The organism is Arthrobacter sp. Leaf69, assembly GCF_001422645.1.
Lineage (GTDB): Bacteria > Actinomycetota > Actinomycetes > Actinomycetales > Micrococcaceae > Arthrobacter.
Genome location: NZ_LMLR01000010.1, coordinates 67,738 through 90,078, shown reverse-complemented (window position 1 = coordinate 90,078; position 22,341 = coordinate 67,738). Strand labels below are relative to the sequence as shown.

Annotated in this window: 21 protein-coding genes, 1 tRNA gene and 1 riboswitch; of the genes, 12 read left to right on the top strand and 10 right to left on the bottom strand. The window is 67.3% G+C overall.

What is annotated here, in order from left to right; genetic code table 11:
- Window positions 1-70 precede the first annotated feature (70 nt).
- Together ASE96_RS18745 and ASE96_RS05755 are read right to left on the bottom strand one after the other, a co-directional pair.
- Window positions 71-1,330, bottom strand: a complete 1,260-nt coding sequence (locus tag ASE96_RS18745) for an SIR2 family protein (RefSeq protein ID WP_235500148.1) — start codon at window positions 1,328-1,330, stop codon at window positions 71-73.
- A gap of 594 nt (window positions 1,331-1,924) precedes the next feature.
- Window positions 1,925-2,014, bottom strand: a tRNA-Ser gene (locus tag ASE96_RS05755).
- A 195-nt stretch (window positions 2,015-2,209) separates the two neighbouring features.
- Between ASE96_RS05755 and ASE96_RS05750 the strand changes: the two genes are divergently transcribed.
- The 4 genes from ASE96_RS05750 to ASE96_RS05735 are packed head-to-tail and all read left to right on the top strand — an operon-like array spanning window position 2,210 to window position 6,157.
- Window positions 2,210-3,259: a dehydrogenase gene (locus ASE96_RS05750; protein ID WP_056427347.1), complete on the top strand. Its 1,050-nt coding sequence runs from the start codon at window positions 2,210-2,212 to the stop codon at window positions 3,257-3,259.
- A 4-nt stretch (window positions 3,260-3,263) separates the two neighbouring features.
- The gene (locus ASE96_RS05745; protein ID WP_056427345.1) at window positions 3,264-3,662 is read left to right on the top strand and encodes a 6-pyruvoyl trahydropterin synthase family protein; all 399 of its coding nucleotides are present in this window, start codon (window positions 3,264-3,266) and stop codon (window positions 3,660-3,662) included.
- A gap of 7 nt (window positions 3,663-3,669) precedes the next feature.
- Entirely contained in the window at window positions 3,670-4,896 is a 1,227-nt protein-coding gene (locus ASE96_RS05740; protein ID WP_200913001.1) for a glycosyltransferase family 4 protein, read from the top strand.
- Between the two features lie 4 nt (window positions 4,897-4,900).
- Window positions 4,901-6,157: a DNA glycosylase AlkZ-like family protein gene (locus tag ASE96_RS05735; protein WP_056427342.1), complete on the top strand. Its 1,257-nt coding sequence runs from the start codon at window positions 4,901-4,903 to the stop codon at window positions 6,155-6,157.
- Between the two features lie 47 nt (window positions 6,158-6,204).
- On the opposite strand, the gene ASE96_RS05730 is transcribed toward ASE96_RS05735, so the two are convergent.
- Window positions 6,205-6,708 carry a nucleoside deaminase gene (locus ASE96_RS05730; RefSeq protein WP_056427339.1) on the bottom strand — a complete coding sequence of 168 codons (504 nt, stop codon included), beginning with the start codon at window positions 6,706-6,708 and terminating at the stop codon, window positions 6,205-6,207.
- 85 nt (window positions 6,709-6,793) lie between these two features.
- On the opposite strand from ASE96_RS05730, the gene ASE96_RS05725 reads away from it, so the two are divergent.
- From ASE96_RS05725 to ASE96_RS05715, 3 genes are all read left to right on the top strand, one after another.
- On the top strand, window positions 6,794-7,636 hold the full coding sequence (locus ASE96_RS05725) for a phosphatase PAP2 family protein (protein ID WP_056427335.1): 843 nt from the start codon (window positions 6,794-6,796) through the stop codon (window positions 7,634-7,636).
- 12 nt (window positions 7,637-7,648) lie between these two features.
- Window positions 7,649-8,284, top strand: coding sequence for a uracil phosphoribosyltransferase (gene upp / locus ASE96_RS05720; protein WP_056427332.1), 636 nt, complete (start codon window positions 7,649-7,651; stop codon window positions 8,282-8,284).
- A gap of 92 nt (window positions 8,285-8,376) precedes the next feature.
- Window positions 8,377-8,754 carry a VOC family protein gene (locus tag ASE96_RS05715; RefSeq protein WP_056427329.1) on the top strand — a complete coding sequence of 126 codons (378 nt, stop codon included), beginning with the start codon at window positions 8,377-8,379 and terminating at the stop codon, window positions 8,752-8,754.
- An 18-nt stretch (window positions 8,755-8,772) separates the two neighbouring features.
- Here the strand turns inward: ASE96_RS05715 and ASE96_RS05710 are convergent, their stop codons facing one another.
- The 3 genes from ASE96_RS05710 to ASE96_RS05700 all read right to left on the bottom strand — a co-directional run bounded on the left by ASE96_RS05710 (window position 8,773) and on the right by ASE96_RS05700 (window position 12,177).
- Window positions 8,773-9,546 (bottom strand): hypothetical protein, encoded by a 774-nt coding sequence (locus ASE96_RS05710; protein ID WP_056427326.1) that lies wholly within the window; start codon window positions 9,544-9,546, stop codon window positions 8,773-8,775.
- A gap of 1 nt (window position 9,547) precedes the next feature.
- Window positions 9,548-9,706: riboswitch (cyclic di-AMP (ydaO/yuaA leader) on the bottom strand.
- Between the two features lie 143 nt (window positions 9,707-9,849).
- Window positions 9,850-11,433, bottom strand: coding sequence for a sensor histidine kinase (locus ASE96_RS05705; protein ID WP_056427324.1), 1,584 nt, complete (start codon window positions 11,431-11,433; stop codon window positions 9,850-9,852).
- A gap of 3 nt (window positions 11,434-11,436) precedes the next feature.
- Window positions 11,437-12,177 carry a response regulator transcription factor gene (locus ASE96_RS05700; RefSeq protein ID WP_056427321.1) on the bottom strand — a complete coding sequence of 247 codons (741 nt, stop codon included), beginning with the start codon at window positions 12,175-12,177 and terminating at the stop codon, window positions 11,437-11,439.
- 625 nt (window positions 12,178-12,802) lie between these two features.
- Here ASE96_RS05700 and ASE96_RS05695 point away from each other — a divergent pair.
- The 5 genes from ASE96_RS05695 (at window position 12,803) to ASE96_RS05675 (ending at window position 16,668) form a co-directional block, all read left to right on the top strand.
- Window positions 12,803-13,666, top strand: a complete 864-nt coding sequence (locus ASE96_RS05695; protein ID WP_056427319.1) for a winged helix-turn-helix domain-containing protein — start codon at window positions 12,803-12,805, stop codon at window positions 13,664-13,666.
- A gap of 365 nt (window positions 13,667-14,031) precedes the next feature.
- Window positions 14,032-14,235 (top strand): dodecin family protein, encoded by a 204-nt coding sequence (locus ASE96_RS05690; protein ID WP_024366200.1) that lies wholly within the window; start codon window positions 14,032-14,034, stop codon window positions 14,233-14,235.
- A gap of 55 nt (window positions 14,236-14,290) precedes the next feature.
- On the top strand, window positions 14,291-14,818 hold the full coding sequence (locus ASE96_RS05685; protein ID WP_056427316.1) for a SixA phosphatase family protein: 528 nt from the start codon (window positions 14,291-14,293) through the stop codon (window positions 14,816-14,818).
- Window positions 14,819-14,942: 124 nt separating this feature from the next.
- Entirely contained in the window at window positions 14,943-15,536 is a 594-nt protein-coding gene (locus ASE96_RS05680; protein WP_056427314.1) for a DUF6479 family protein, read from the top strand.
- Between the two features lie 79 nt (window positions 15,537-15,615).
- Window positions 15,616-16,668: an EamA family transporter gene (locus tag ASE96_RS05675; protein WP_056427313.1), complete on the top strand. Its 1,053-nt coding sequence runs from the start codon at window positions 15,616-15,618 to the stop codon at window positions 16,666-16,668.
- Window positions 16,669-17,292: 624 nt separating this feature from the next.
- On the opposite strand, the gene ASE96_RS05670 is transcribed toward ASE96_RS05675, so the two are convergent.
- From ASE96_RS05670 to ASE96_RS05655, 4 genes are all read right to left on the bottom strand, one after another.
- A complete protein-coding gene (locus ASE96_RS05670; RefSeq protein WP_235500147.1) occupies window positions 17,293-17,988 on the bottom strand; it encodes a TetR/AcrR family transcriptional regulator in 696 nt (231 codons plus the stop codon).
- Window positions 17,985-20,033: a YhgE/Pip family protein gene (locus ASE96_RS05665; RefSeq protein WP_056427310.1), complete on the bottom strand. Its 2,049-nt coding sequence runs from the start codon at window positions 20,031-20,033 to the stop codon at window positions 17,985-17,987. Before ASE96_RS05665 ends, ASE96_RS05670 begins: the two co-directional genes overlap by 4 nt.
- Window positions 20,030-20,737: a hypothetical protein gene (locus ASE96_RS05660; RefSeq protein ID WP_056427307.1), complete on the bottom strand. Its 708-nt coding sequence runs from the start codon at window positions 20,735-20,737 to the stop codon at window positions 20,030-20,032. The genes ASE96_RS05665 and ASE96_RS05660 overlap by 4 nt, the downstream gene beginning before the upstream one ends.
- A gap of 103 nt (window positions 20,738-20,840) precedes the next feature.
- On the bottom strand, window positions 20,841-22,298 hold the full coding sequence (locus tag ASE96_RS05655; RefSeq protein WP_056427304.1) for a dihydrolipoyl dehydrogenase family protein: 1,458 nt from the start codon (window positions 22,296-22,298) through the stop codon (window positions 20,841-20,843).
- Window positions 22,299-22,341: the final 43 nt, after the last annotated feature.

The window sequence follows — 22,341 nt, the reverse complement described above, 5'->3', positions numbered from 1 at the left end:
TTAATCTCACTTGCACGAACTGATTCCACTCGGCCGATGACGCGGGCCGCGGCCTCGGAGACAGGCGTGTTCATGAGTCTCCGCCGGCATCTCGTGAAGAATTAGCAAAGGAAGGCTTTGTCGCATCGACGATGGAACGATAGTTTCCTTGCCGGCGAACTAGTGGTTCAGACGAAAGCCTCGGAAGCAACCTTCCGATTGCATCAATCGTTGCGTAATGAGGACCGATAAACGCCGAAATCTGCGGATTGGCGATGAATTCGCCGAGGCAACTGTCGATGGATTGGGATGCGTCAAAACTGCAGACAACCAGGTGTGTTGAGGGGATGGTCAACATGTCCTGGATTATGCGGTTGACATGCGAATCACCGAATCCGTATCCGAAGGTGAACAGCACTGAGTGCGGCCGACAGACGGCCGAGGCGAAATCTCGAAAGAGCTCGGCGTACGGGTACAACTGGGTTTCGATGTCCTTGGTGCTTCGCGGATATATCAGAACGTTCTTCGACCATGGGCTGGGTGAAGTGGCTAGCTTCGCTCCGAATGGCACCATGGCTTTGTGGACTCCCTGAGATTCGGACCAGTTCCAATCCAATGAGCCGTGGAGTTTACCAAGATGAAGGACGCCTTCGAGATAACGTGGTTCGCCGCGGGCACCTGGTGGGTTGTAGTGCATATCGACGTCGAGTCGAGAAGCGCGAAACTTGGGCTCCAGTCCGCCTACAAAGCGGTCAAGCGGCCGGATGCCTAGTTGATCACATAGATGCTCAAGGAGTCGGTCGTAATTTGTGGTGAAAAGGTTTAGACGCTCGCGGCCGCCCGGGCGTGCCGCGAAAGCGAGAAGAAATCGGGCAGCTGAATTGAGCGCCGTTTGGTACTTCTCCGTTCCGATTGCACTTCGAAGGTCATGCTCGAAACCTAGGACCGATTTCAAGAGCAACTCAAACTGAGCTTCGACGCAAGCCCTAAGGGCTTGGGTGTCGGTTTGGTCTGGCTCGATGATTGCGAGTCCGTCTAGAACGGTCTGGGCGCTGCGCAGCTTGTCCTCAATGTTGGGCTTGTTGCCCCGCCCCATCTGGGCCGACGTGGCAGCTGCATCGTCAAGTATTTGTTTGGTGTACTTTCCAAACTCTGGCTCCCCAGCCATGGACGGTGCTTCGATCCCTGCATTGAAGGCAACCCCGGTGGTTAGGCCATTGCCGGTAAGTAGCGACAAATGCTCGCCGTCGAGCAAAGCTGCCAGCCAAGATTTGATTCGTTCCGAACTCTGATCGCTCGAAGGCTCGTCGACGACTTCGCCCCCGAGCCATACCCCCATGCCGTTTTCCATTCGGTCAGACTAACGGATTGCCCCACACGAACCTGCTTCCGGCACTCGAACGACCCCGGTCATGAGGTCCGCCCCGCAAGGCCGCCACTGATGGTTCCCGAGGCACACAGTTCATGGCGCGGTGCATCAACAAGGTGGGCGGAAAATTTGACGGGCCCCGTGGCGATCCGAAACGACGGTCGATCTGGGCTCATCGATGGAAGAGGCCGCATAAAACACCACGATCCTGATGTCTCCTCCGGTCCATAACAGGACCCTGATCGACTGAGTTGGAGCCGACCGTCGATGGTGGTCGTCTCGGTTTAGATGAGTCGTCGCCTTGGGCTCGCCTCATTCGCATTCTTCTCTGAGCCCTTCTGCGGATTGGAGCGTTTCCAGCGCAGTGCCGTTGATTACCCCGGGTTGGATGGGTCCGGCGAGGAATGTCAGAGGCTGCGGGGAGGACCTGGGTTCGACGTCTGAGTTGAAGCGCAAAGTTGGCGGGCGGGGGAGGCACTAGCAAGTTTTGCCAATTCTTTGCCAATAATCCAGAGTCGGGCAAAGCAAAGGCCCCTGCTTCCCTTGTAAACAAAGGGAAGCAGGGGCCTCGCTATCTGGCGGTGACGGTGGGATTTGAACCCACGTTGGCTTTTACACCAAACAACATTTCGAGTGTTGCACCTTCGGCCGCTCGGACACGTCACCAACCTGACTAGGGTACCGGAGCAAAGCGCTCATCCACAAAACGGCGGCCCCGCGGCCCGCGGACGCAGCCACCGAAGCCCGCGGACGCAGCCCGCCGCGGACAGCAGGCGGCCCGCAGCAAACCGCGACCGGCGGCGCGCCCGGGGCCGCCGGCACTTCCCCGCGCATGGGCGGGGGACTAGATTCATCAGCAAGATGAGTACTTCAGACCAGCTACCCGCACAGCACACCACCGCTACCGCATATTGGACCGTCGGCCCCGAGGAAGGGGAGCTCCGGCACGAGGACCTGCCGGCCCCCGGCCCCGGGGAAGCGCTCGTCCGCACCCTGTTCTCCGGGATCAGCAAAGGCACCGAACTGGTGGTTCACAACGCCCGTGTCCCGGAATGCGTGGCGGAGGAAATGGCTGCGCCGAACCAGGAAGGCTCGTTCCCGTCCCCGGTGAAATTCGGCTACCTCTCCGTCGGCGTCGTCGAGGACGGCCCGGCTGACTGGCTGGGCAAAACGGTCTTCTGCCTGTACCCGCACCAGGACCGCTACGTCGTCCCGGTGGAGTCGCTCACCGAGGTTCCGGAGGACGTTCCCGCCCGCCGCGCCGTGCTGACCGGCACCGTGGAGACCGCTATCAACGGAATCTGGGAGGCCGGGCCCCGCCTCGGCGACCGCGTCGCCGTGATCGGCGCCGGCCTCGTCGGTGGCATGGTGGCCAAGCTCCTGGCCGGATTCCCGCTCGGACGGCTCCAGCTGGTGGACGTCGACCCCGCCAAGCGGTCATTCGCCGAAGCACTCGGCGTCGAGTTCAGCCACCCCGACGACGCCCTGCCGGACTGCGACATCGTCATCCACTGCTCCGCCTCGGAGGCGGGCCTGGCGCGCGCCCTGCAGCTCGCGGGCGACGACGGCGACGTCATCGAAATGTCCTGGTACGCCGACCGCAAAGTCACCGTGCCACTCGGGGAGGACTTCCACGCCCGCCGGCTCTCCATCCGTGCCAGCCAGGTGGGCGTCGTGGCCCGCGCGCGCCGCCACCGCCGCACCAACGCCGACCGGCTCCGGCTCGCAGTTTCGCTGCTGCGCGATCCCGGGTTCGACGTGTTCCTCACCGGCTCCTCCGCCCTCGGAGAGCTGCCCGACGTCGTCCAGCAGCTCTCCGACGGCACGCTGGACGCGCTCTGCCATGTCATCGAATACCCCGTCATCGACTACTCCTCCACCGATCCCGCCACAACAGAAGGCCCGAGGTAACTACGTGTTCAGCCTGACCGTCCGCCGCAACTTCATGATCGCCCACAGCCTCCCGCGCCCCGCGTTCGGCCCCGCCCAGGGCATGCACGGCGCCACCTTCGTCACGGAAGTGACCTTCCGACGCCGGACCCTCAACGAAGACTCGATCGTCCTGGACATCGGCGAGGCCGGCGACGTGCTGGATTCGATCCTCGAGGGCCTGAACTACAAGAACCTGGACGAGCACCCGGACTTCGCCGGCAGGCTCAGCACCACCGAAGCGCTGGCCCAGTACGTGGCCGACGCCGTGGCGACGAAGATCCGGTCCGGCGCCGACGGCCGGGAGCTGGCCGGACTGGACGTCACCCTGCGCGAAACACCCGACGCCTGGGCCAGGTATTCGCTCGACTTCGAAGCCAGCTAGGACTGCGGTGCCGGCCAGGCAAACGGCCCAGCCCGGCAGCCTCCGGCTCGTGGTGCCCGCGAACGTGCGCCACAACTCCGGCGGCAACGTCTACAACGCCGCCCTTGCCCGCGAGCTTGCGGTCCTGGGCGTTGACGTGGAGACCTGCCCGGTCTACGGCGGCTGGCCCGTCGGCAGCGCGGCGGACCGGAAGCGGCTGGCCGCGCGGCTGGGCGACGACGGCACAGCCGCCGGGAGCGCGGCCGGTGCCGCCCGGAATACCGATGCCGGGCACACCGTCACGCTTGTTGACGGGCTCCTCGCCTGCGGAGCGCCCGACGAGCTGGAAGCAGCCGCGGCCGCCGGCAGGCCCGCCTGGATCCTGCTCCACATGCCGCTGGATGACACCGGCTCGAACGAAGCCGGGCTGGAACGCAGGGCGTTGCTGGCAGCGGCCGGTGTGATTTGCACCAGCACATCGGCTGCGGCCCGGATCCGGGCCAGGCATGGGCTGGATGATGTCCTGGTTGCCCTGCCCGGGACGGACAGCGCCGCGCTGGCCGCCGGATCGGAGCCGCCGCATCTCCTGGCCGTCGCTGCCCTGCTGCCGAACAAGGACCAAGCGCTGCTCCTTGCCGCACTGTCACACCTCACGGACCTGCCGTGGACGGCGTCGCTGGTCGGTTCCGACACCGCGGACCCTGCCTACGCCGCGCAGCTACGGGGCACGGTGGCCCGGCTGGGCCTGCGGGACCGCACCCGGATCCCGGGGGAGCTGCGGGGCGGGGCGCTCGACGCGGAATGGGCCGCAGCCGACCTCAGCCTGCTCATCTCGCGTGCCGAGACCTACGGACTCGTGGTTACGGAGTCGATTGCGCGGGGTGTCCCGGTAGTGGTCCGGGCGGGCACCGGTGCCGTGGAAGCGCTCGCAGCCGGTACGCCCGCGCCACCGGAGGCGTCAACGGCCGCACCGGCGGACAGTACAGCCGCCCTGCCGGGCACCGCCGTCGCCCTCGGCACAGACCCGGCTCCCCTCGCGGAGGCGCTGCGGCGCTGGCTGTCCGACCCCGGGGTCCGTACCCGCTGGCGGGCCGCCGCGCTGGATGCCCGGGACCGGCTGCCCGGCTGGGACGCCACAGCCCGGACCGTGCTGGCAGCCGTGACCCCGGACCACCCGGCCGGCCAGCCGGCAGCCGCGCCGGAGGAAATCCGGCGGCGGAACATTCCCCTGCCGCACCACACGGGTGGACAATGACCTAATGACGCCCCAGCCCCTGACCACGCAGCCACTGACAGCGAACGCGCCGCCGGCCCGGACGCTCACCCGGGAGCGGCTCCGCGCCTGGGCCTGGCACAAGCAGGGCCTGGACGGCTCCCTGGCCGGCTGCACCCCGGAGCAGGTCTTCGCCCGGGCCGGCTGGGCGCGCTCCGTCGGCGGTGCCAACCCCTACCTCACGCTCTTCGCCCGCGCCGGCATCCGCCGCGAACGGGTGGACGCCGACGTTTTGGCACACCGGATCCTGGAACTTCCGACGGCGCGCGGCTGCACCTACGTCCTGGGCCGGGACGACTTCGCCTGGGCCCTGCAGCTCGGACAGGACGCCGCCGAGGCCGCCGTCAAAGTGGTCGGCAGGCTCGGTGTGGACCGCGGCGAAATCGCGCTGCTGGAGGAGCAGGTGTTGCACACCCTCGCGGAGGCCGCAGTCCCGCTGGACCCCCGCCAGCTCAAGGACGAACTCGGCGAATCAGTCCGAAACCTGTGGGATGAAGGCAAGAAAAAGGGTGCCACCACCACGCTGCCCACGGCCCTCGGCATCCTGCAGTCGCAGGGCAGGATCCGCCGGGTCCCGGCCAACGGGCGCCTGGACCAGCAGCGCTACGCCTACGAACTCTGGAATCTGCCCCCGAGTCCGCTCGACGCCGACGAAGCCCGCACCGAGCTGATCCGCCGCTACCTGGGGTGGACCGGCGGTGCCACGTTTAAGCAGTCGCAGTGGTTCACGGCGTTCACGGTGGCCCAGAGCAAGGCGGCGCTGGCCGCGGCCGGCGCCGTCGAGGTTCCCACCGCTGCCGGGGAGACGCTGTGGATGCTGCCCGACGACGTCGAACAACTCGCCGCGTTCGAGGAACCGGCCGCCGAGCAGATCCAATTGCTCGCCGGAACGGACTCCCTCGCGTTGCTGCGGCGCAACGCCGCCGAACTGCTGGGCGACGAGGACCCGCACATCAAGGCGCTGGGCTCGCTGGCGCTCCAGGCGGATCTGCCGGACCACCCCATCGTCGACCGGGGACGGATCATCGGGCTGTGGCAGTACGATCCCGGCACGGAACGGATCGTGCCCTGGCTGTTCCACGGGCCGACTGACGCTGTGACCAGGCGGATCGCGGAAGTCGAGGACTGGATCCGCGAGGACCTTGGCGACTTCCGCGCCTTCAGCCTCGACTCACCGGCCACCCGGCAAAAGCGGATCGACGGGCTGGCGGCAGCCGCAGCAGGTACCGCCACCGGCAGATAGCTCGGCGGGAACACCGCCGGCAAGTCGCGATGGCAAGGGTTCAGGGTTCAGGTGCCGCGATGCCCGGCAAAGAAATCCCGCAGGAGCGTCGCGCACTCCTGCTCCCGGATCCCGCCATACACTTCCACCCAGTGGTTGAGCCGGCGCTCGCGGAGGACATCGAACACGGAGCCCGCGGCCCCGGCCTTCTCGTCCCACGCGCCAAACACCACCCGCGGAATCCGGGCCAGCACCACGGCCCCGGCACACATGGCGCAGGGTTCCAGCGTCACCACCAGGGTGCAGTCCTCCAGGCGCCAACCGTCACCTGCGCTGCCGCCCTGGGCACTGAGTTCGCGCAGCCGCGCCGCAGCGGCGCGGATGGCCACCATCTCAGCGTGCGCCGTCGGATCCCCGAGCGCTTCCCGCTCGTTGCGCCCGGCGCCGAGCACGGCGCCGTCGGGACCAATGACGACGGCGCCGATCGGCACGTCGGCCGTCGCCAGCGCGGCACGCGCCTCGGCGAGGGCCAGGCCCATCCATTCGGCATGCCGCGGCTCGGGGGAAGTCATGGCTCAATGATAGTTTCGAACACTAAGCAAGCTGTGCAGCACGGCTGCCCGGCAACCATACCGGCAACGACATTCGGGAGTAACCGTGAACACCGGGACAGAGAGCTGGTTGACGCAGCGTTGGGGCAAATGGGTGGTGCCCTACGCGGCGCTGTGGATCACGATGCTCATCGGCGGCGCAGTGGTGCTGGCCCTGGCGCTGGTGAGCGCCGAGGTCTATGACAACGTCGTGGACGACGCCGGCCTGGCGAACCTGGACAAGCCCACCCTGGGGATGATGGAGCAGCTGCGCAGCCCCGGCCTTGATGCGTTTGTCACGGGGTTCACCAACATCGGCGGCGGGATCGGGATGCCCATCCTGGCCAGTATCCTCACGGCGTGGCTCATCTGGGCCGGCCGGACCTGGCGGCCGCTGATCCTCATCGGCGGTGCTGCCGCCGTCTCCGTGACAGCGACTGCCGTGGGCAAGAAACTGATCGGCCGGACCCGCCCGGACCACGCCGACGCCGTGCCCCCCTACGAAACCTCGCCATCCTTCCCGAGCGGCCACACGCTCAACACGACCGTGGTGATCGGGCTGGTGGTGTACCTCGCCTGCCTGCAGATCAAGCGCACCTTGGCCCGGGTCAGCCTCATAGCGGCGGGGGCGGTGTTCATCTTCGCGATGGGCATGAGCCGGGTCTATCTGGGCCACCACTGGATGACCGATGTGATCATTGGATGGGTGCTGGGACTGGCCTGGGTCGGGATAGTGATCCTGGCCCATCGGCTCTTCCACGTCCTGCGGCACCGGGAACAGGCCGGACCCGCACCGACTTTTGACAACGAGGTCCACCTGCGCGACGGCGCCGCCGGCAGTAGCGCTCCGGGGCGCAAGGACGACGTCGGCGCCCGCGGTCCCACGGGCGGGCCCCCAGCCGCCGGGTGATAGTTTTGACCCATGCGCACTTTCGTTGTGGACCACCCGCTGGTCGCCCATAAGCTCACCGTTCTGCGGGACAAGAACACTCCGTCCCCGGTCTTCCGCCAGCTCACCGAGGAGCTCGTCACGCTCCTGGCGTACGAGGCCACCCGCGAAGTCCGCACCGAACCGGTCACCATCGAGACGCCGGTCAGCACCACCATTGGCACCGCGTTCACCAAACCAACGCCGCTGGTGGTCCCCATTTTGCGGGCCGGGCTCGGCATGCTCGAGGGCATGACCAAGTTGGTCCCCACCGCCGAGGTCGGCTTCCTGGGCATGGCCCGCGACGAAGAGACCCTGGACATCATTACGTATGCCGAGCGTCTCCCCGAGGATCTCACCGACCGTCAGATCTTCGTCCTGGACCCCATGCTCGCCACCGGCGGCACACTGCGCGAGGCCATCAAGTTCCTCTTCAAGCGCGGCGCCTCGGACGTCACCTGCATCTGCCTGCTGGCCGCCCCGGAGGGCCTGGCGAAGCTGGAAGAAGAACTCGCGGACGCCAACGTGACGATTGTGCTCGCCTCGATCGACGAGAAACTCAACGAGAAGTCCTACATCGTCCCGGGCCTGGGCGACGCCGGCGACCGCCTCTACGGAGTGGCCGGGTAACCAGCTCCCGGGCGTGGAACCGGCCCGCGGCGGGTTTGGCGGGCCCGGGGTTGCCCTACCGGAAACCGCCGTCCGGGACTAGCCTGTGCCCCATGGACTGGAAACTCGAACTTGTGTTTGTCCCTGTGTCCGATGTGGACCGCGCCAAGGATTTCTACGTCAATAAGGTGGGCTTCAACCCCGACTTTGACGAGCGTCCCATGGACGGCATCCGTTTCGTCCAGCTGACCCCGCCGGGCTCCGCGTGTTCGATCGCGATTGGTGAGGGCCTCTCGGATGCCCCACCCGGCACTGCCCCCAGCCTGCAACTGGTAGTCAGCGACATTCAGGCCGCCCACCGGCAGCTCAAGGACAACGGCGTGGATGTCAGCGACGTTGACGTCCAGGACTGGGGTCACTTTGTCTACTTCGCCGATCCCGACGGCAATAAATGGGCTGTGCAGTACATTCCCCACCGCCCGAACGGCTAAGCCGGCTGGGGCGGGTGCTTAGTACCAGTTGTGGGCGTAGTGGAAGTTCAGGGCCTCGCACGGGGAGCCGTAGCGGTCCTTGACGTACGTCAGGCCCCAATTGATCTGGGTCCGGTAGTTGGTCCGGTAATCAGCGCCCGCGCTGGCCATCTTTTCGGCCGGCAGGGACTGGACCACACCGTAGGCTCCGCTGGTCGGGTTGGTTGCAGTTGTCTTCCAGTCCGATTCCTTGGTCCAGAGCTTCTGCAGGCACTGCATCTGGCTGGGGGCCCAGCCATAGGAGCCCAGCTTGCTGGCCGCGTAGGCCTGCGCGCCGGCCGGATCATTGACGGCCACAGGGGCAGGCTTCTTCACAGGCTTCGGTGCGGGCTTCTTCACAGGCTTTGGCGCAGGCTTCGGCGCGGCCTTCGGAGCGGGTGCCGCGGCCTTGGCGGGCTTTGCCGCGGGGGACTTGGCCGCCACAGCGCCGGTTGTGGGCACCTGGTTATCGGCCCGGACGCGTTCAAAATCGAGCGGCGTCAGGGGATTTGCCGTGGTGGGTGCCTTCGTGGAGCTGCTCGCGGTGGCGTGGCGGGCGGATGTCTCGGCAGCCTGGCCAGCGGCGCCGACCCCGACCAGCACCGCGCAGGCGGCGGCAACAACGGCCGTCCGGCGGCCGGTGACGCCGAAGTTTCGGGCAAACCGGGACAGGGCCGAAGCGGGCTTGGCTGGTTCGGCGCGGTGACGCGACGGCTCGGAGTGGGTGTTCCTTGCATCGCCGTCACGGCGTGTTTGTGCCTTGAAGTCAGTCATGAGTGCCTCTCAACGCCTGCGGAGTTAGCTGTCGGGTTCGGATGAGGACATCCGGCCGCACGGAATCTCACGTGTCGGCTTCACCCCAAGGGTGCATGATGCAGAAAATGCCCGGGAACTCTGGGTCCCCCGCCTCTGCCTCGTCCAGCGGTATCCGGGAGGCGGCAGAGTTTGGCGTGCATCCGGATATGCGGCTCCAGTGATGGCCGCACCCTAAAAACCGTACAGGACCTGCGCCGAGAAGTCACATTTGGGTAACGGAAATCACGACAGCGGTGAGGCGGCTTGCGCCGCGTGGCGTGCTCAGGCCTGCGCCGTGGGCGCGGGGAGCCGCACCGTGAACTCCGTCCGGCCCGGGACGGATGTCACGCCCACAGTCCCGCCGTGGGCGTTAATAATCGACTGCACAATCGACAGTCCCAGCCCGCTGGTTCCCTCCGCAGACGCGGCGGAAGCGGTGGTCGCGGCCGCAGCGGAGGAAGTGGCCGCCAGCCGCGGCGGGCGGAGCGGCAGGTGCGGCACGGGCTGCCGGGTGCGTGACGGCGTCGTGACGGCCGCCGGATTCTTGCGGGCGGCGTCCGCCCGGGTGAAACGCCCAAAGACGCGGCCCACGAATTCGGGGGCGATCCCGGGGCCGTTGTCCGTCACTGTCACCACGGCACTTCCGTCGGGCGCGCGCTGCACGCCGGTCGCCACGGTCGTGCCCGGGCCCGTGTGCTTACGGGCGTTGGAGAGGAGATTAGCCAGCACCTGGTGGAGCTGGGTCGCGTCCCCGCGGACCACCACAGGCTCTTCGGGAAGCTCCAACTGCCAGACCCGGTCCGGGGCCATCACTTTCTCGTCGCTGACTGTCTCGACGGCCAGCTGGGTGAGGTCTACGTCGCTGATTTTGAGCGGCTGGCCCTCATCCAGCCGGGCGAGGAGGAGCAGGTCCTCCACCAGGGTGGTCATCCGCTCGGACTGGCTCTGCACGCGGGCCAGGGACTTTTCGCCGTCGGGCGTGAAATGTTCGGTCATCCGCATCAGCTCGGTATACCCGCGGATGGCGGTCAGCGGTGTGCGCAACTCGTGGGATGCATCCGCCACGAACTGGCGGACCTTCATCTCGCTCTCCTGCCGGGCTTCCAGCGCGTTCGAGACGTTGTCCAGCATCAGATTCAGGGCGTGACCGACGCTGCCCACCTCGGTTCCCGGATGGGCGGCTGAGGCCGGCACACGGACGGCCAGTCCCACTTCACCGGCGTCGAGCGGGAGGCGCGAGACCTGCGTGGCAACCTCGGAGAGCTGATCGAGGGGCTTCATGGTCCGGCGGATCAGCGCCGTCCCGGCCAGGCCGATTACCACGAGGCCGCCGGCGGACACGATCACCGTGGTCCAGACGAGGGAGGCCAGCGTGTTCTGCTTTTCTGACAGCGGCAGCCCGGTCACGATCACGTCGCCGTCGGGAGCCTCCGCGGCGACCAGCCGGTACGCGCCGGCGGACAGCACGTGGTCCTCCGGCGCGCTCCGCGGGGTGAGCTCAAGGAGGACCTCGTCATCGTCGTCGGTGAGCGACTCGCGGGTGCCGTCCTCCGCGAGGAACCCGGCGCTGCGGACCGAGTCGTCATCGATCCTGGCGTTCAGGGTGCCGATACGTGCTTCAAGGGGGTCCGCGCGGCCGCCTGCGCGGCCAAAATCGCGGGCACGGGCGGATGCCTGCGCCAGCTGGTTGTCGAGCTGCCTGGTCAGGAAGAAGTCCATCGAGGCGTAGCTGACGATGCCAATCGCTCCGCAGATCGCCACGAGCAGGGCCATGGCGACGAGGACAAGCCGGGTGCGCAGGTGCCACGTGGACGGATCACGCCAGTTGAGCCCGGTGGGGCGGACAGTGCCGGAGCGTTCAGGCACGGATCAGTCCGCCGGTTTCAGGACATAGCCTGCGCCGCGCACGGTGTGGATCATGGGCGGGTGGCTGGCATCGACTTTCTTGCGGAGGTAGGAGATATAGAGCTCCACGATGTTGGCCTGCCCGCCGAAATCGTAGTCCCAGACCCGGTCCAGGATTTGGGCTTTGCTCACCACGCGTTTCGGGTTCTCCATGAGGTAGCGCAGCAGCTCGAACTGGGTGGCCGTGAGGTGCAGCTCGTCGCCTGCGCGCCGCACCTCCCTGGTGTCGATGTTCAGGACGAGGTCCCCGACCACCAGTTCGGCGGTATCCATGGCGGCCACTCCGGAACGCTGCACCAGACGGTGCAGCCGCAGCAGCACTTCCTCCATGCTGAACGGTTTGGTCACGTAGTCGTCCCCGCCCGCGGCCAGCCCGGTGATACGGTCCTGGACGTCGTCCTTGGCCGTCAGGAACAGGGCCGGCACCTCCGGCGCGAACGCGCGGATCCTGCCAAGCAGCTCAACGCCGTCGAAGCCGGGAATCATCACGTCGAGCACTAGCACGTCGGGGCGGAATTCCTTGGCCAGCTTCACTGCTTCGGGCCCGTCGGCGGCGACGGCCACTGACCAGCCCGCCATGCGCAGGCCCATGCTCATGAGCTCGGAGAGGCTGGGTTCATCGTCCACGACCAGGGCGCGGATGGGGGAGCCATCCGGATGGGAGAGCTGGGGGAGGTTGTTGGTCATGGAGTGCGAGGTGGCCATGGGACTACTCTCCGATCTGCCGGTTGGGCGCGGCTTTGGGGATACTGTGCGGCACCTGTGAATCCCAGCCTAGCGAGCTGGACATCCCCGGAATCGCAGGCCCGGCCCCGATTCTCCGGAATCCGGGGTGACCACTCTGTGGGACGGCGGGGAGCCGAAACTAAGCAGGCGAACCGTTTCGCAGTTTCGGCTTATAGTGAATCATTTCGAGCATACGGCGATTGCTTCCGAAGAATCTTCGGCCTGGACCCACAAAAAGATCCCTTAATACCAAAACGATTGTTATTTTATCGACGGGGCAGAATTGTGATCTGCGCTACAATTCCCGGCTTCGTCTCATATGGTGGACTTTCGGGTCCATTGTTACTTGCAAGTTTTCATTGTTACGTTGCACACTTCATTTGTGAACAAGAACTCAACAGCACCTGCAGCCGCAGTTTTTTGGACCGGCGCACCCGCCGGTACTGAGAAGCACTGTTGTCGAATGCACGCCTAACTTTTACACCCCAAAGGTTTCTAGGCATTCGCCCCCAGCCCAGCGTAGGGCGTCCCTCCCCAGTTTCATTGCGGGGAAAAGTAGCATTCGAGCCGCGATGACGGCCATTCACATTGAGGTAAGCAATCCATGTCAGTTGCATCCGGATACGTCCACATCTCCGTCCGAAACGCCAGCAAAGCCGGCCAGGCCTCCGGTATCCGCCAGGGCTTTGGCGGCCGGGCGTCCCTCGCTCCCGCCGGATCCGGCAACAGCTACCCCGCCCCGGGCTACGCGCCGCAGGGATACAACCCCAACTCCTATGGGCAGCTCCGCGCCGTTCCCCCAGCGCCCGCCACGGCCCCGACGCCCGTGATTGCCCCCGGTGACGGCACCACCGTCCGTCCCGTCCCGACCGACAATGTCGCCCGGGGTTTTGTGCTCTACATGGGGATCGACGAGGAAACCGCCCAGGCTGCCGGGACCTCCATTGCCAAGCTGGCCCAGGAGATCCGGGCCTACGCGCAGACCCTGGTTTCCGGCGCCGAAAGCTACGCCGCCGTCGCCGTCGCCCCGGCCAGCGCCCCGGGTTCCGCGCTCGACGTCGTCCGTTCCACCTTCGGTGACCCCACCGTGGGAGCCCGCCAGCGGTCCGAGACGGCCCGGCTGCAGCAGCCGCAGGACCCGCGCCCCTCCGGTGTGCTGATTGACCTCGCCCGCCGCGAGGTGGCGCTCGACGGCGAATCCCTGAACCTGACGTTCAAGGAGTTTGAGCTCCTCAACTACCTGGTGGAGAACGGCACCCGCACCGTGGGCCGCGACGAGCTCCTCGAAGGCCTGTGGCGGAACGCCGAAGAGGTTCCCAACGAGCGGACCATCGACGTCCACATCCGCCGCCTGCGTTCCAAGCTCGGCAGGCTCGCCAACACCGTGCGCACCGTGCGCGGCCAGGGCTACCGCTTCTACGAGCACCCGGAAGTTGTCGTCTGGGCCGCTCCGGAATACTCGATCTAGCTTCTAGCCCACGCAAAGCGTCCGTTCCTTAACTGGGGCGGGCGCTTTCGCTTTCGCGGCACGATCCCTCGGAGCCTGCCTCACCGGACGCGCGACAGCGGCATTTTGCCGTGCCTTAGACACCTCCCTCGTTCCTCGGTCGGCGATGCGGCACTACGCAAAACGCCGCTGTCGCGCGTCCGTCGCCTGCCGCAGTCATCCGATTCCCTTTGCGACGCACCGCCGCCGCGTTGGAGTGCGGGCGGGTTTCGTGGGCTGGCTGACGGGTATTGGCCTCCGCGGCTGTTGGGTGGCGGTTTGACTCTGTTGCGTTCCTTGGGTCCGGCGTAGTCTCGGATCGTTGGGCCGACTACTGGGAGGAAGACATGTCTGTTGCACGGATTACTACCCTGAGCGCGAATTCCAAGACCTCGTTTGATGCCGCCATTAAGGAGGGCGTCGACAGGGCCAACAAGACCCTGCGCAATGTCACGGGGGCGTGGGTGAAGGAACAGAAGGTTGAAATCAGCGACGGCGCGGTGGTTGCCTGGCACGTGGTGCTGGAAGTGACCTTCGTCCTTGACGACTGATCGACCGCTGGCGGGATGCGCGCCCGGGGACCAACCGCCGCACTAGGATTGAGCCATGAGCGCGCATCACATCAAACGGCTGGTGATCATGCGCCATGCCAAGTCGGACTGGCCCGGCGGGGTTGCGGACCACGACCGGCCGCTCGAAGAGCGCGGCCACCGCGACGCCCCGCAGGCCGGAAAATGGCTGCTGAAACATGGCATGGTCCCCGATTTCATCCTCTGCTCCAGCGCCCTGCGCACACGGCAGACGTGCACTTGGGTGTGCAACGAACTCGGCGACAAAGCGCCGACGCCGAAGCTCGAGGAGGGGCTCTATGCGGCGTCGGCGTCCCGGATGCTGAAGGTCATCAACCACGTCCCGGATACCGTGACCACCCTCATGGTGATCTCGCACATGCCCGGTGTGCAGGACCTCGCCATGCACCTTGCCTCCCGGGACTCCGACCACGACGCCTACATGGACGCCGCCACGCGGTACCCCACGAGTGCGCTCACCGTCATGGAGACGGAAAAGACCTGGGCGGAACTGGACGGCCAGGACGCCAGGCTCACGCATTTCAAGGTTCCCCGGGGCAAATAGCGCCCCTGCGGTCCGGCACGGCCGGTTGTGCCCTTCTCGATCTCCCGATGCATCGTCGCGATCTCCCGATGCATAGTCATGCAGGAGAATCTGCGGTTTACTGATGCTGTTTACTCGTGGACTTATGGCGATCGAGAGAGAAGGCGGAATCATCGTGGATTCAGGACAGCTTATCGGGATCATCATCGGCGTCGTTGTGGTGCTCGCGATCATCGCGGCGGTGACCATGGTCAGCCGCAAGCGCAAGGTGGAAGCGGACCGCACCAAAGCAGTCGAAATGCGTGAACAGGCCAAGGCCGAGGAGATCGGCGCGAGGGAGCGCGAGGCGCAGGCTGCCCGCGCCGAAGCCGACGCGAAGCAGGCGGAAGTCGATGCCGAGCGGCTGCGGATGGAAGCCCGCGGACGGCAGCAGGAAGCCGAGCAGGTCCGGTCCGGTGTGCAGGACCAGCTGCGGAAGGCTGACGAGCTGGACCCTGATGTTGTCACCACCGAGCGCGCCGCCCACGGAGAGCAGATGCCCCGGGACGCCGCAGGCAACGGGGAGCTCCGCCGCGACCGCAGCGACCGGAACCCTGCAGCCAGCGGGCAGACCACCCATCCCGACGACGGCAAGGTTCCCGGCAGCCCGGCGCACACCGAGCCGGCCTCCGATGCCCAGGTCCCCGATGAGAAGGTCCGCACCGATGAACCCCGCGGCGACCACCCCCGCAACCTCTGACCGCTCATCCGCAGACTAATCCCCGGCACGCAGGCCCGGTTCGTCGGCGGAGCAGGTCCAAAACCGGCATAGTGGCAGTGTGAACACTCGCCATTCCGCCCTGGCCCTGCTCGTCGCCGTGCTCTGGGGCGTCAATTTCGTCGCGATCGACCTTGGCCTTCACCCGGACGGGGCGGAGATGCCGCCGCTGCTGTTCGTGGCCATGCGGTTCATCCTGGTGGTCGTTCCCTGCATCTTCTTCATCCGCAAGCCCGACGTGGGCTGGAAGGCGATTGTCGGCGTCGGGCTGTTGATGAGCGCCGGACAGTTCGGCCTGCTGTACCTGGCCATGGCCCTGGGCATGCCCGCGGGCCTGGCGTCGCTGGTCCTGCAGGCGCAGGTGCTGCTGACCGTGCTCCTCGCGGCGGGCTTCCTTGGCGAGCGGCCGAGCCGGCGGCAGTTCGCCGGCGTGGTGCTGGGCGTGGCCGGTCTCGCGGTGGTGGCCGTCGGCCGCAGCCTGGTGGCACCCGTGCTGCCGCTGATGATCGTGCTCGCCGCGGCGTTGTCCTGGGCGGCGGGCAACATCGTGGCCCGCAAAGCGAAGGCAGCGTCCGGGCTGGGGCTCGTGGTGTGGTCGGGGGCCGTGGTGCCGCTGCCCCTGCTGGGCCTGTCCCTGCTGGTTGACGGGCCGTCGGCCGTGGCGCGGGCCCTGGTGGAAGTCCAACCCGTCACTCTGCTGAGCGCCCTCTACACGGCCATCTTCGGTTCCCTTGTGGGCTACGGAATCTGGAACCGGCTGCTGGGACTCTACCCGTCATCAGCCGTGGTGCCGTTCACGCTGCTGGTTCCGGTGGTCGGGATGACGACGGCGTGGCTTGTCCTGAGCGAGGTGCCGACCCCCGCCGAGGTGATCGGCGGGCTCCTGCTGCTCGCCGGGGTGGCGACGGCTGTGCTGCGCCCCTGGAATGTTCGAGCGATGGCCGGCCGGCGGCGGGACCGGCGGGCGCTGGATCAGCGGCGGGTCGACGTCCGTTCCGAGGGACGCGCTGCAGGTTTTGGAGGGGACTTGGCAGTTGACGTCCCTCCGGCGGAGGACGCTGGCCGCTTGAGTCCCGAGGATGCCGCCCGCGGGGCGGGAACCCGGGCCGACTGAGACCCGGCCGTCTGGGACCTGGCCGGTTGAGATCTGGCCGGCTGGGGCCTGGCCGGTTGGACCTGCCTGCCCGCCGCGGACCTCGGGGCCGGGCGCGGCGCGGCGGTCCGGGACGGTGCGCTCCTGGGGGCTGGGCGTCTCTGTGCAGGGCGCTTCGCGGCCGGCGTCGGGCGCCGTCGCGGCGCTGGGCCGGCGGTACGCGGACGCCTGCCCCGGCCCGGCAGGACAGTTCCGGCGACCAGCAGGAGCAGCGTGGCTGCGCCGAAGGCGGCGGCCAGGTAGAAGTAGAGATCCGGGTGCTCCGCATCCACACGGGTGGACAGCGCGTCCGGATCAGGGTTGAAGGCCAAGCCCCACTGCCGCAAGAACGCAATGCCGAAACCGATGAACAGGATGCTTCCGATTCCGCTGGCTGCCAGGGTCCGGTGCCGCCCGCGGATGACTACCTCGGCGACGCAGGCCACATAGGCCGCCGCGGCGGCCGCCAGAAACCACAGGAAGACGGTTTCGTGCAGTGTAATGCCGGTCAGCGCCAGGAGCGCCAGAGCGGCAAGAAACGCAGCGATGGCAATCTTGCCGCTGTTACCCATGTGGCCCATGTGAATCATCATCCCCGAGCGGGGGCTACTTCACGATGTAGCCGCGCATGGAGGCCATAATTGCCGTGACACTTTGCTCGCGGGTCCGCTCCGGGTTGTAAGTCTGCCGGTCCAGGCCCACCACGAAGCAGGCCCCGAAGATTGCGGTTTCCAGGCTGCCCCGGGACACCGCCGGATCCACCGGGTAGACGGCCGCCACGCCATCGACCGCCGCGCCGATCACGGCGAGCAGCCGTCCGCGGAGTTCGGCGAAGGTATCCTGCCACTCGCTGGGGATCCGCCAGTTTTCGCTGACCCACAGCCGGGCAAAGGACGGATACTCGTCCATGAAGTCCATGGCCTGGCCGATCATTTCGTCCATGGCAGCGAGCGGATCCGCGGAATCGTCCCTGACGCTCAGCAGGCGGCCCAGCAGGATATCCACTCCGTGGCGCAGCAGCTGGGCGATCAGGTCCGATTTGCTGCCGAAGTTGTAGTACACGGTGCCCTTGGAGACCCCGGCGGCCGCCGCGATCTCATCGACCGTCACTCCTGCCACGCCGCGCTCGCCGATGAGCTCCATCGAAGCCTCGAACAGCTTCTGCTTGGTCGCGTTGGTGCGGGCCGGCCGGCGCTTTTTAGCGGTTTCCGCCGGCGACTCAGCCTCAGTTTCCACGGCAGTTTTCACGCCGGTCTTCACGCCTCCGGCGCCTGCCGTCGTGCTGTCCGTGCGGCTGCTCATACGGCGATCTCCGGTTTCAGGGTCTTCAGGGTCCAGTATTTGTGTTTCCGGACGGCCAGGGTGGACAGTGCCGTTCCCAGCAAAGTGTAGCCAAACAGCCCCAGCATGGTGGGCATGATGACGGTGAGGTCCGCGCCGTAGACCAGATGCCGCATGCCGTTGACCACGTACCCCATCGGCAGGAGCTGGTGCACCACGTGGAGCGGCTGGGGCGTTGTCTGCCAGGGGAAGGTTCCGCCGGAGGAGACCAGCTGCAGCACCAGGAGGATGAGCACCACGAGCTTGCCGGGGGATCCGAGCAGGGCGACGACGCCCTGGATGATCGCACTGAACGCCATGGCGGCGGCCAGCATAAGGAACCACATCAGCCAGGGGTGGGCGGGGTTGAGCCCCAGCCCCACGTCCACCACGAGCGTGAGCAGGCTCGCCTGGACGGCGGAGACGGCCAGGAACGGGAGCCAGCCGCCGACGGCGATCTTCCACGCCGGGGCGTTCGACGCCAGCGCGCGCTGGGTGACGGGCCGCATCGCCTGGATCAGCATAAAGACTCCGATCCATAGGGCCAGGGTGAGGAAGAACGGTGCCAGCCCGGCGCCGTAGGAGCCGGCTTTGGCCTGCGAGACGTTGCTGACGGCCACCGGGTCCGCCATCACCTTGGCAATGCTGTCCTTCTGGGCATCATTGGGGTTGGGGACCTGGCCGGCGCCCTTGGCGAGTTCAGCTGCGAGCGTCGCGGCCCCGTCGGAGGCGGTGGCCGCACCGTTTTCCAGCCGGGCCGCGCCTTCGTCGAGTTTTTGCGCGCCGTCGGAGAGTTTTCCGGCGCCGTCGAGTGCGCTCTGCTGTCCGGCGGCCAGGGTGGCGGCTCCGCCAGCCAGCTGGTCCGCGCCGGTGGACGCTTGGGTGATGGCGCCGCTGAGGGCGGGGGTGGCTCCGGCCAGCCGGGCCGCGCCCGCGCTGACGGCAGCGGACCCGTCCGAAAGTTGCTGGATCTGACCTGCAGCGGACTTCAGGGCAGCTGCGGGGCCTGCGGACGCGGGCGGAGCCGCGTTTTCGTCGAAGTCCGCCAGGATCGCGTCCGCCTGGGCCGGGGTGATGGTCCCGGCGGCGACCAGCCGGCTGTTGGACGCAACCACCCGGCTGCGCTGTGCCTGGGCGGCCGCCTGATCGGAGGCAGCCAGCTGGCCGGCCAGGCCCTGCACCTTGGTGTTGAGTGCGGCGTTGCCGGCCGCCACCTTCGCGGCGCCGTCCGCCAGCGTCCGGGTGTCGGCGGGCAGCGCGGCCGTCTTGTCTTCGAGCTGGGTCAGACCCGCGCTGAGCTGCCCGGCCCCGCTGCTGAGGGACTTCGCGCCGTCGCGGAGCTTGAGCTGGCCGGTGTAGAGATCGGCGGCGCCGTTCTTGAGATCGCCGGTGCCCTGATGGAGGGTGACCGTCCCGTCGTGGAGACTGGCCACCCCGTCGGCGAGCTGCCCGGCGCCGTCGGAAGCTTTGAGCATCTGGGAGTGGATGGTCCCGAAACCGGTGAGGAGCTGGTTGGCAGTTTCCTCGCCGACCTCGGTGGCCACCGTGGTGTGCACGGCGGTGGTGAGCTTGTCCACGATGGTGCTCAGCAGATAGTTGTTCGCGTCATTGGTGGTGACATTGAGCATGGCCCGGTTGGCGGCGTCGAAGCTGCCGGGCGAGACCAGGTTTGCCGAGAAATCCTTGGGGATCTTCAAGGCGAAGGCATACTTGCCCGTGCTGACGCCCTCATCCGCTTCCGCGGTGTCGGAGACTGTCTGCCAGTTGAAGACGTGGCCGTCCACGAGGCTGTCGGCGACCTTCCGTCCGGCCTCGAGCCGGGCGCCGTCGGCGGAAGTGGCGCCGGTGTCCTCCACCACGAGGGCCGCATCGATCTGGTTCAGCTTTCCGTAGGGATCCCAGTTGGCGTAGAGGTACACGGCGCCGTAGAGCAGCGGGACCATGGTCAGCGCCAGAATGGTGAGCCTGGGCAACAGGCCGCCGCTCATGCGTTTGAGTTCGGAGCGGGCCAGCCGCAGCACAGTCACTTGGCGTCCTCACTAACAGGAGCCGTGGATACTTCAAGGGGTCCGGCGGGAAGATCTTCGGGGGGAAGGTCACCGTCGGAACAGGAGGCTGCATTGCCAATCGCCGCCACCGGGCCGGTCCAGCCCGCCGGGACGCTCATGACCGTGGCGACGACGGCGAGGGGCCGGCCGGCGTCGTATGCCAACTCCTCCAGCCGCGGCAGCCAGTCACCGGGATCGCCGTGGCGATCCGGGGAATCCACCACGAGCAGATCCGTCTGCGGGTTCGCCAGTGCGAGTGCCGTGAGCAGCTGGATCCGTCGGTCGGCGGGCAGCTGCTCGGTCCAGAGCCCGGCGATGTCCTCGAAGCGGTTGACCTTGAGCCAGGGCTTGCTGGCCAGCGGTCCGCGGTGCCGCCGCGGGATCAGGGACAGGTCCTCGGTGACCAAGTCACGGACGCTGAGGTGCTGCTCGGGTTCGTTCACACCGGGGGAGTCCACCACGGCGCTCGCCTGCCGCAGGGTCTTGATCCCCGGCCTCCCGTCCCACTCAACGTGGCCGGCGGAGGATTTGAGGCGTCCGCTGAGGGCCAGGGCCAGGGCCGTGCGCTGGTCCTGGCGGGTGCCGGAGACCAGCAGGAGATCCCCGCGCCGGACCTGAAGGGACGTGGCGGGCAGCAGCTTGTCCCGTCTTCCGTTCACGGAGAGCTGTTGGACGAGGAGCAAGGGGAGCCTTTCGCAGATGAATGTCTACAACAAGGCTAACTAAACTGACCGGTCAGTTCAAATAGTGTGATCAAGCAGACCGCGGCCCGGTCCGTTGGCCTGCTCAGAGCCCGTACTCCTCGAGCAGCTTCAGCCAGACTTCGCTGATGGTGGGGTAGGCGGGCACGGCATGCCACAGCCGGTCCAGCGGCACTTCGCCGACGACGGCGATGGTGGCGGCATGCAGCAACTCAGCAACGTCGGGGCCGGCGAATGTGGCGCCCAACAGCACCCTGCGGTCCTCGTCGACCACCAGCTGGGCCCAGCCCTCGTACCGTTCGGCGTGTAATGAGGACCCGGCCACCTGGATGGGCAGTTCGACGGAGGACGCCCGGACGCCGTCCCGCTCCGCCTGCCGCACCGTCCGGCCCACATTGGCCAGTTCCGGATCGGTGAACACAACGTTGGGCACCGCGTGGTCGTCGGCGGTCCGGGCGTAACGGCTCCACCGGGCGGCCTCGCCCCTGAGGTCGCCCTTGGCCCGGGCGGCGATGGCGTCACCTGTGGCGCGCGCCCCGTACTTCCCCTGATGGGTCAGCATGGCCGTCCCGGCGGCGTCGCCCGCGGCGTACAGCCACGGGTCGACGTCGTTCCCGGCGGCGCCCGCGACGAGGCCGGTGGGATCGGTGCTGAGCCGGAGTTCTTTCCCCTCCGCGGCGGCGAGGCCAATGCTCTCCAGGCCCAGGCCCTCGAGGGCGGGGTGCCGGCCGGTGGCGACCAGGACTCTGTCCGCCGTCACTGTGGCGCCGCCCTCCAGCTCGAGGGTGAGGGAGTTATCGTCATTCTCGCGGACGCTGTTAGTGCCGGTCTGGAGGTGCAGATCCACGCCGTCCGCACGCAGCCCGGACGCTACCAGCGCGGCGGCTTCCTCCGGGAAAGCTCCCAGCAGGCGGCCGCGGGCCACCAGCGTCACCGATGCGCCGAGCCGGGCGAACGCCTGGGCGAGTTCGGTACCGGCCACGCCGCCGCCCAGGACTGCCAGCCGGCCCGGGATATCGCGGACGGACGTCGCCTCCCTCGTGGTCCAGTAGTCCACGTCGGACAGACCCTCGACCGGCGGCACTGTGGGCGCGGACCCGGTGGCCACCACCACGGCGTGCCGTGCCGTGAGGACGTAGCTGTTGCCATCCAGTCCCGCGACTTCAACCATTCGGCGGTCCGTAATCCAGCCGTGGCCGCGGATCAGCTCAATCCCGGCTTCTTCGACCCACGTGACCTGGCTATCGTCCTGCCAGTTGGACGTGAAGTAGTCGCGGCGCTTCAGGACGGCGGCCGCATCCAGGGTGCGGGTGACAGCTTCTTCGGCGCCGGGGACAGTCTGGGCGCCGTGGAGTGCGGTGCCGGGACGCAGCAGCGCCTTCGACGGCATACAGGCCCAGTAGGAGCATTCGCCGCCCACCAGTTCCGCTTCGATGAGCACTGCGGTGAGTCCGCCCCGCACTGCGCGGTCCGCCACGTTCTCGCCCACGGCGCCGGCGCCGATCACAATGACATCGAATTCCCGCTCAAACTGTTCCGTCATGGCAAAAGCCTACGCCCGGAGCCGTGACCGTGAACGTCCGCGC

Bases quoted from the DNA above. Each gene is read 5' to 3' on its own strand.
- ASE96_RS05685 (WP_056427316.1), top strand. From the start codon at position 14,291: ATGAGCGCGCATCACATCAAACGGCTGGTGATCATGCGCCATGCCAAG.
- ASE96_RS05750 (WP_056427347.1), top strand. From the start codon at position 2,210: ATGAGTACTTCAGACCAGCTACCCGCACAGCACACCACCGCTACCGCA.
- ASE96_RS05700 (WP_056427321.1), bottom strand. From the start codon at position 12,177: ATGGCCACCTCGCACTCCATGACCAACAACCTCCCCCAGCTCTCCCAT.
- ASE96_RS05710 (WP_056427326.1), bottom strand. From the start codon at position 9,546: ATGACTGACTTCAAGGCACAAACACGCCGTGACGGCGATGCAAGGAAC.
- ASE96_RS05680 (WP_056427314.1), top strand. From the start codon at position 14,943: ATGGCGATCGAGAGAGAAGGCGGAATCATCGTGGATTCAGGACAGCTT.
- ASE96_RS05655 (WP_056427304.1), bottom strand. From the start codon at position 22,298: ATGACGGAACAGTTTGAGCGGGAATTCGATGTCATTGTGATCGGCGCC.
- ASE96_RS05735 (WP_056427342.1), top strand. From the start codon at position 4,901: ATGACGCCCCAGCCCCTGACCACGCAGCCACTGACAGCGAACGCGCCG.
- ASE96_RS05730 (WP_056427339.1), bottom strand. From the start codon at position 6,708: ATGACTTCCCCCGAGCCGCGGCATGCCGAATGGATGGGCCTGGCCCTC.
- ASE96_RS05695 (WP_056427319.1), top strand. From the start codon at position 12,803: ATGTCAGTTGCATCCGGATACGTCCACATCTCCGTCCGAAACGCCAGC.
- ASE96_RS05690 (WP_024366200.1), top strand. From the start codon at position 14,032: ATGTCTGTTGCACGGATTACTACCCTGAGCGCGAATTCCAAGACCTCG.
- ASE96_RS05715 (WP_056427329.1), top strand. From the start codon at position 8,377: ATGGACTGGAAACTCGAACTTGTGTTTGTCCCTGTGTCCGATGTGGAC.
- upp (WP_056427332.1), top strand. From the start codon at position 7,649: ATGCGCACTTTCGTTGTGGACCACCCGCTGGTCGCCCATAAGCTCACC.
- ASE96_RS18745 (WP_235500148.1), bottom strand. From the start codon at position 1,330: ATGGAAAACGGCATGGGGGTATGGCTCGGGGGCGAAGTCGTCGACGAG.
- ASE96_RS05670 (WP_235500147.1), bottom strand. From the start codon at position 17,988: ATGAGCAGCCGCACGGACAGCACGACGGCAGGCGCCGGAGGCGTGAAG.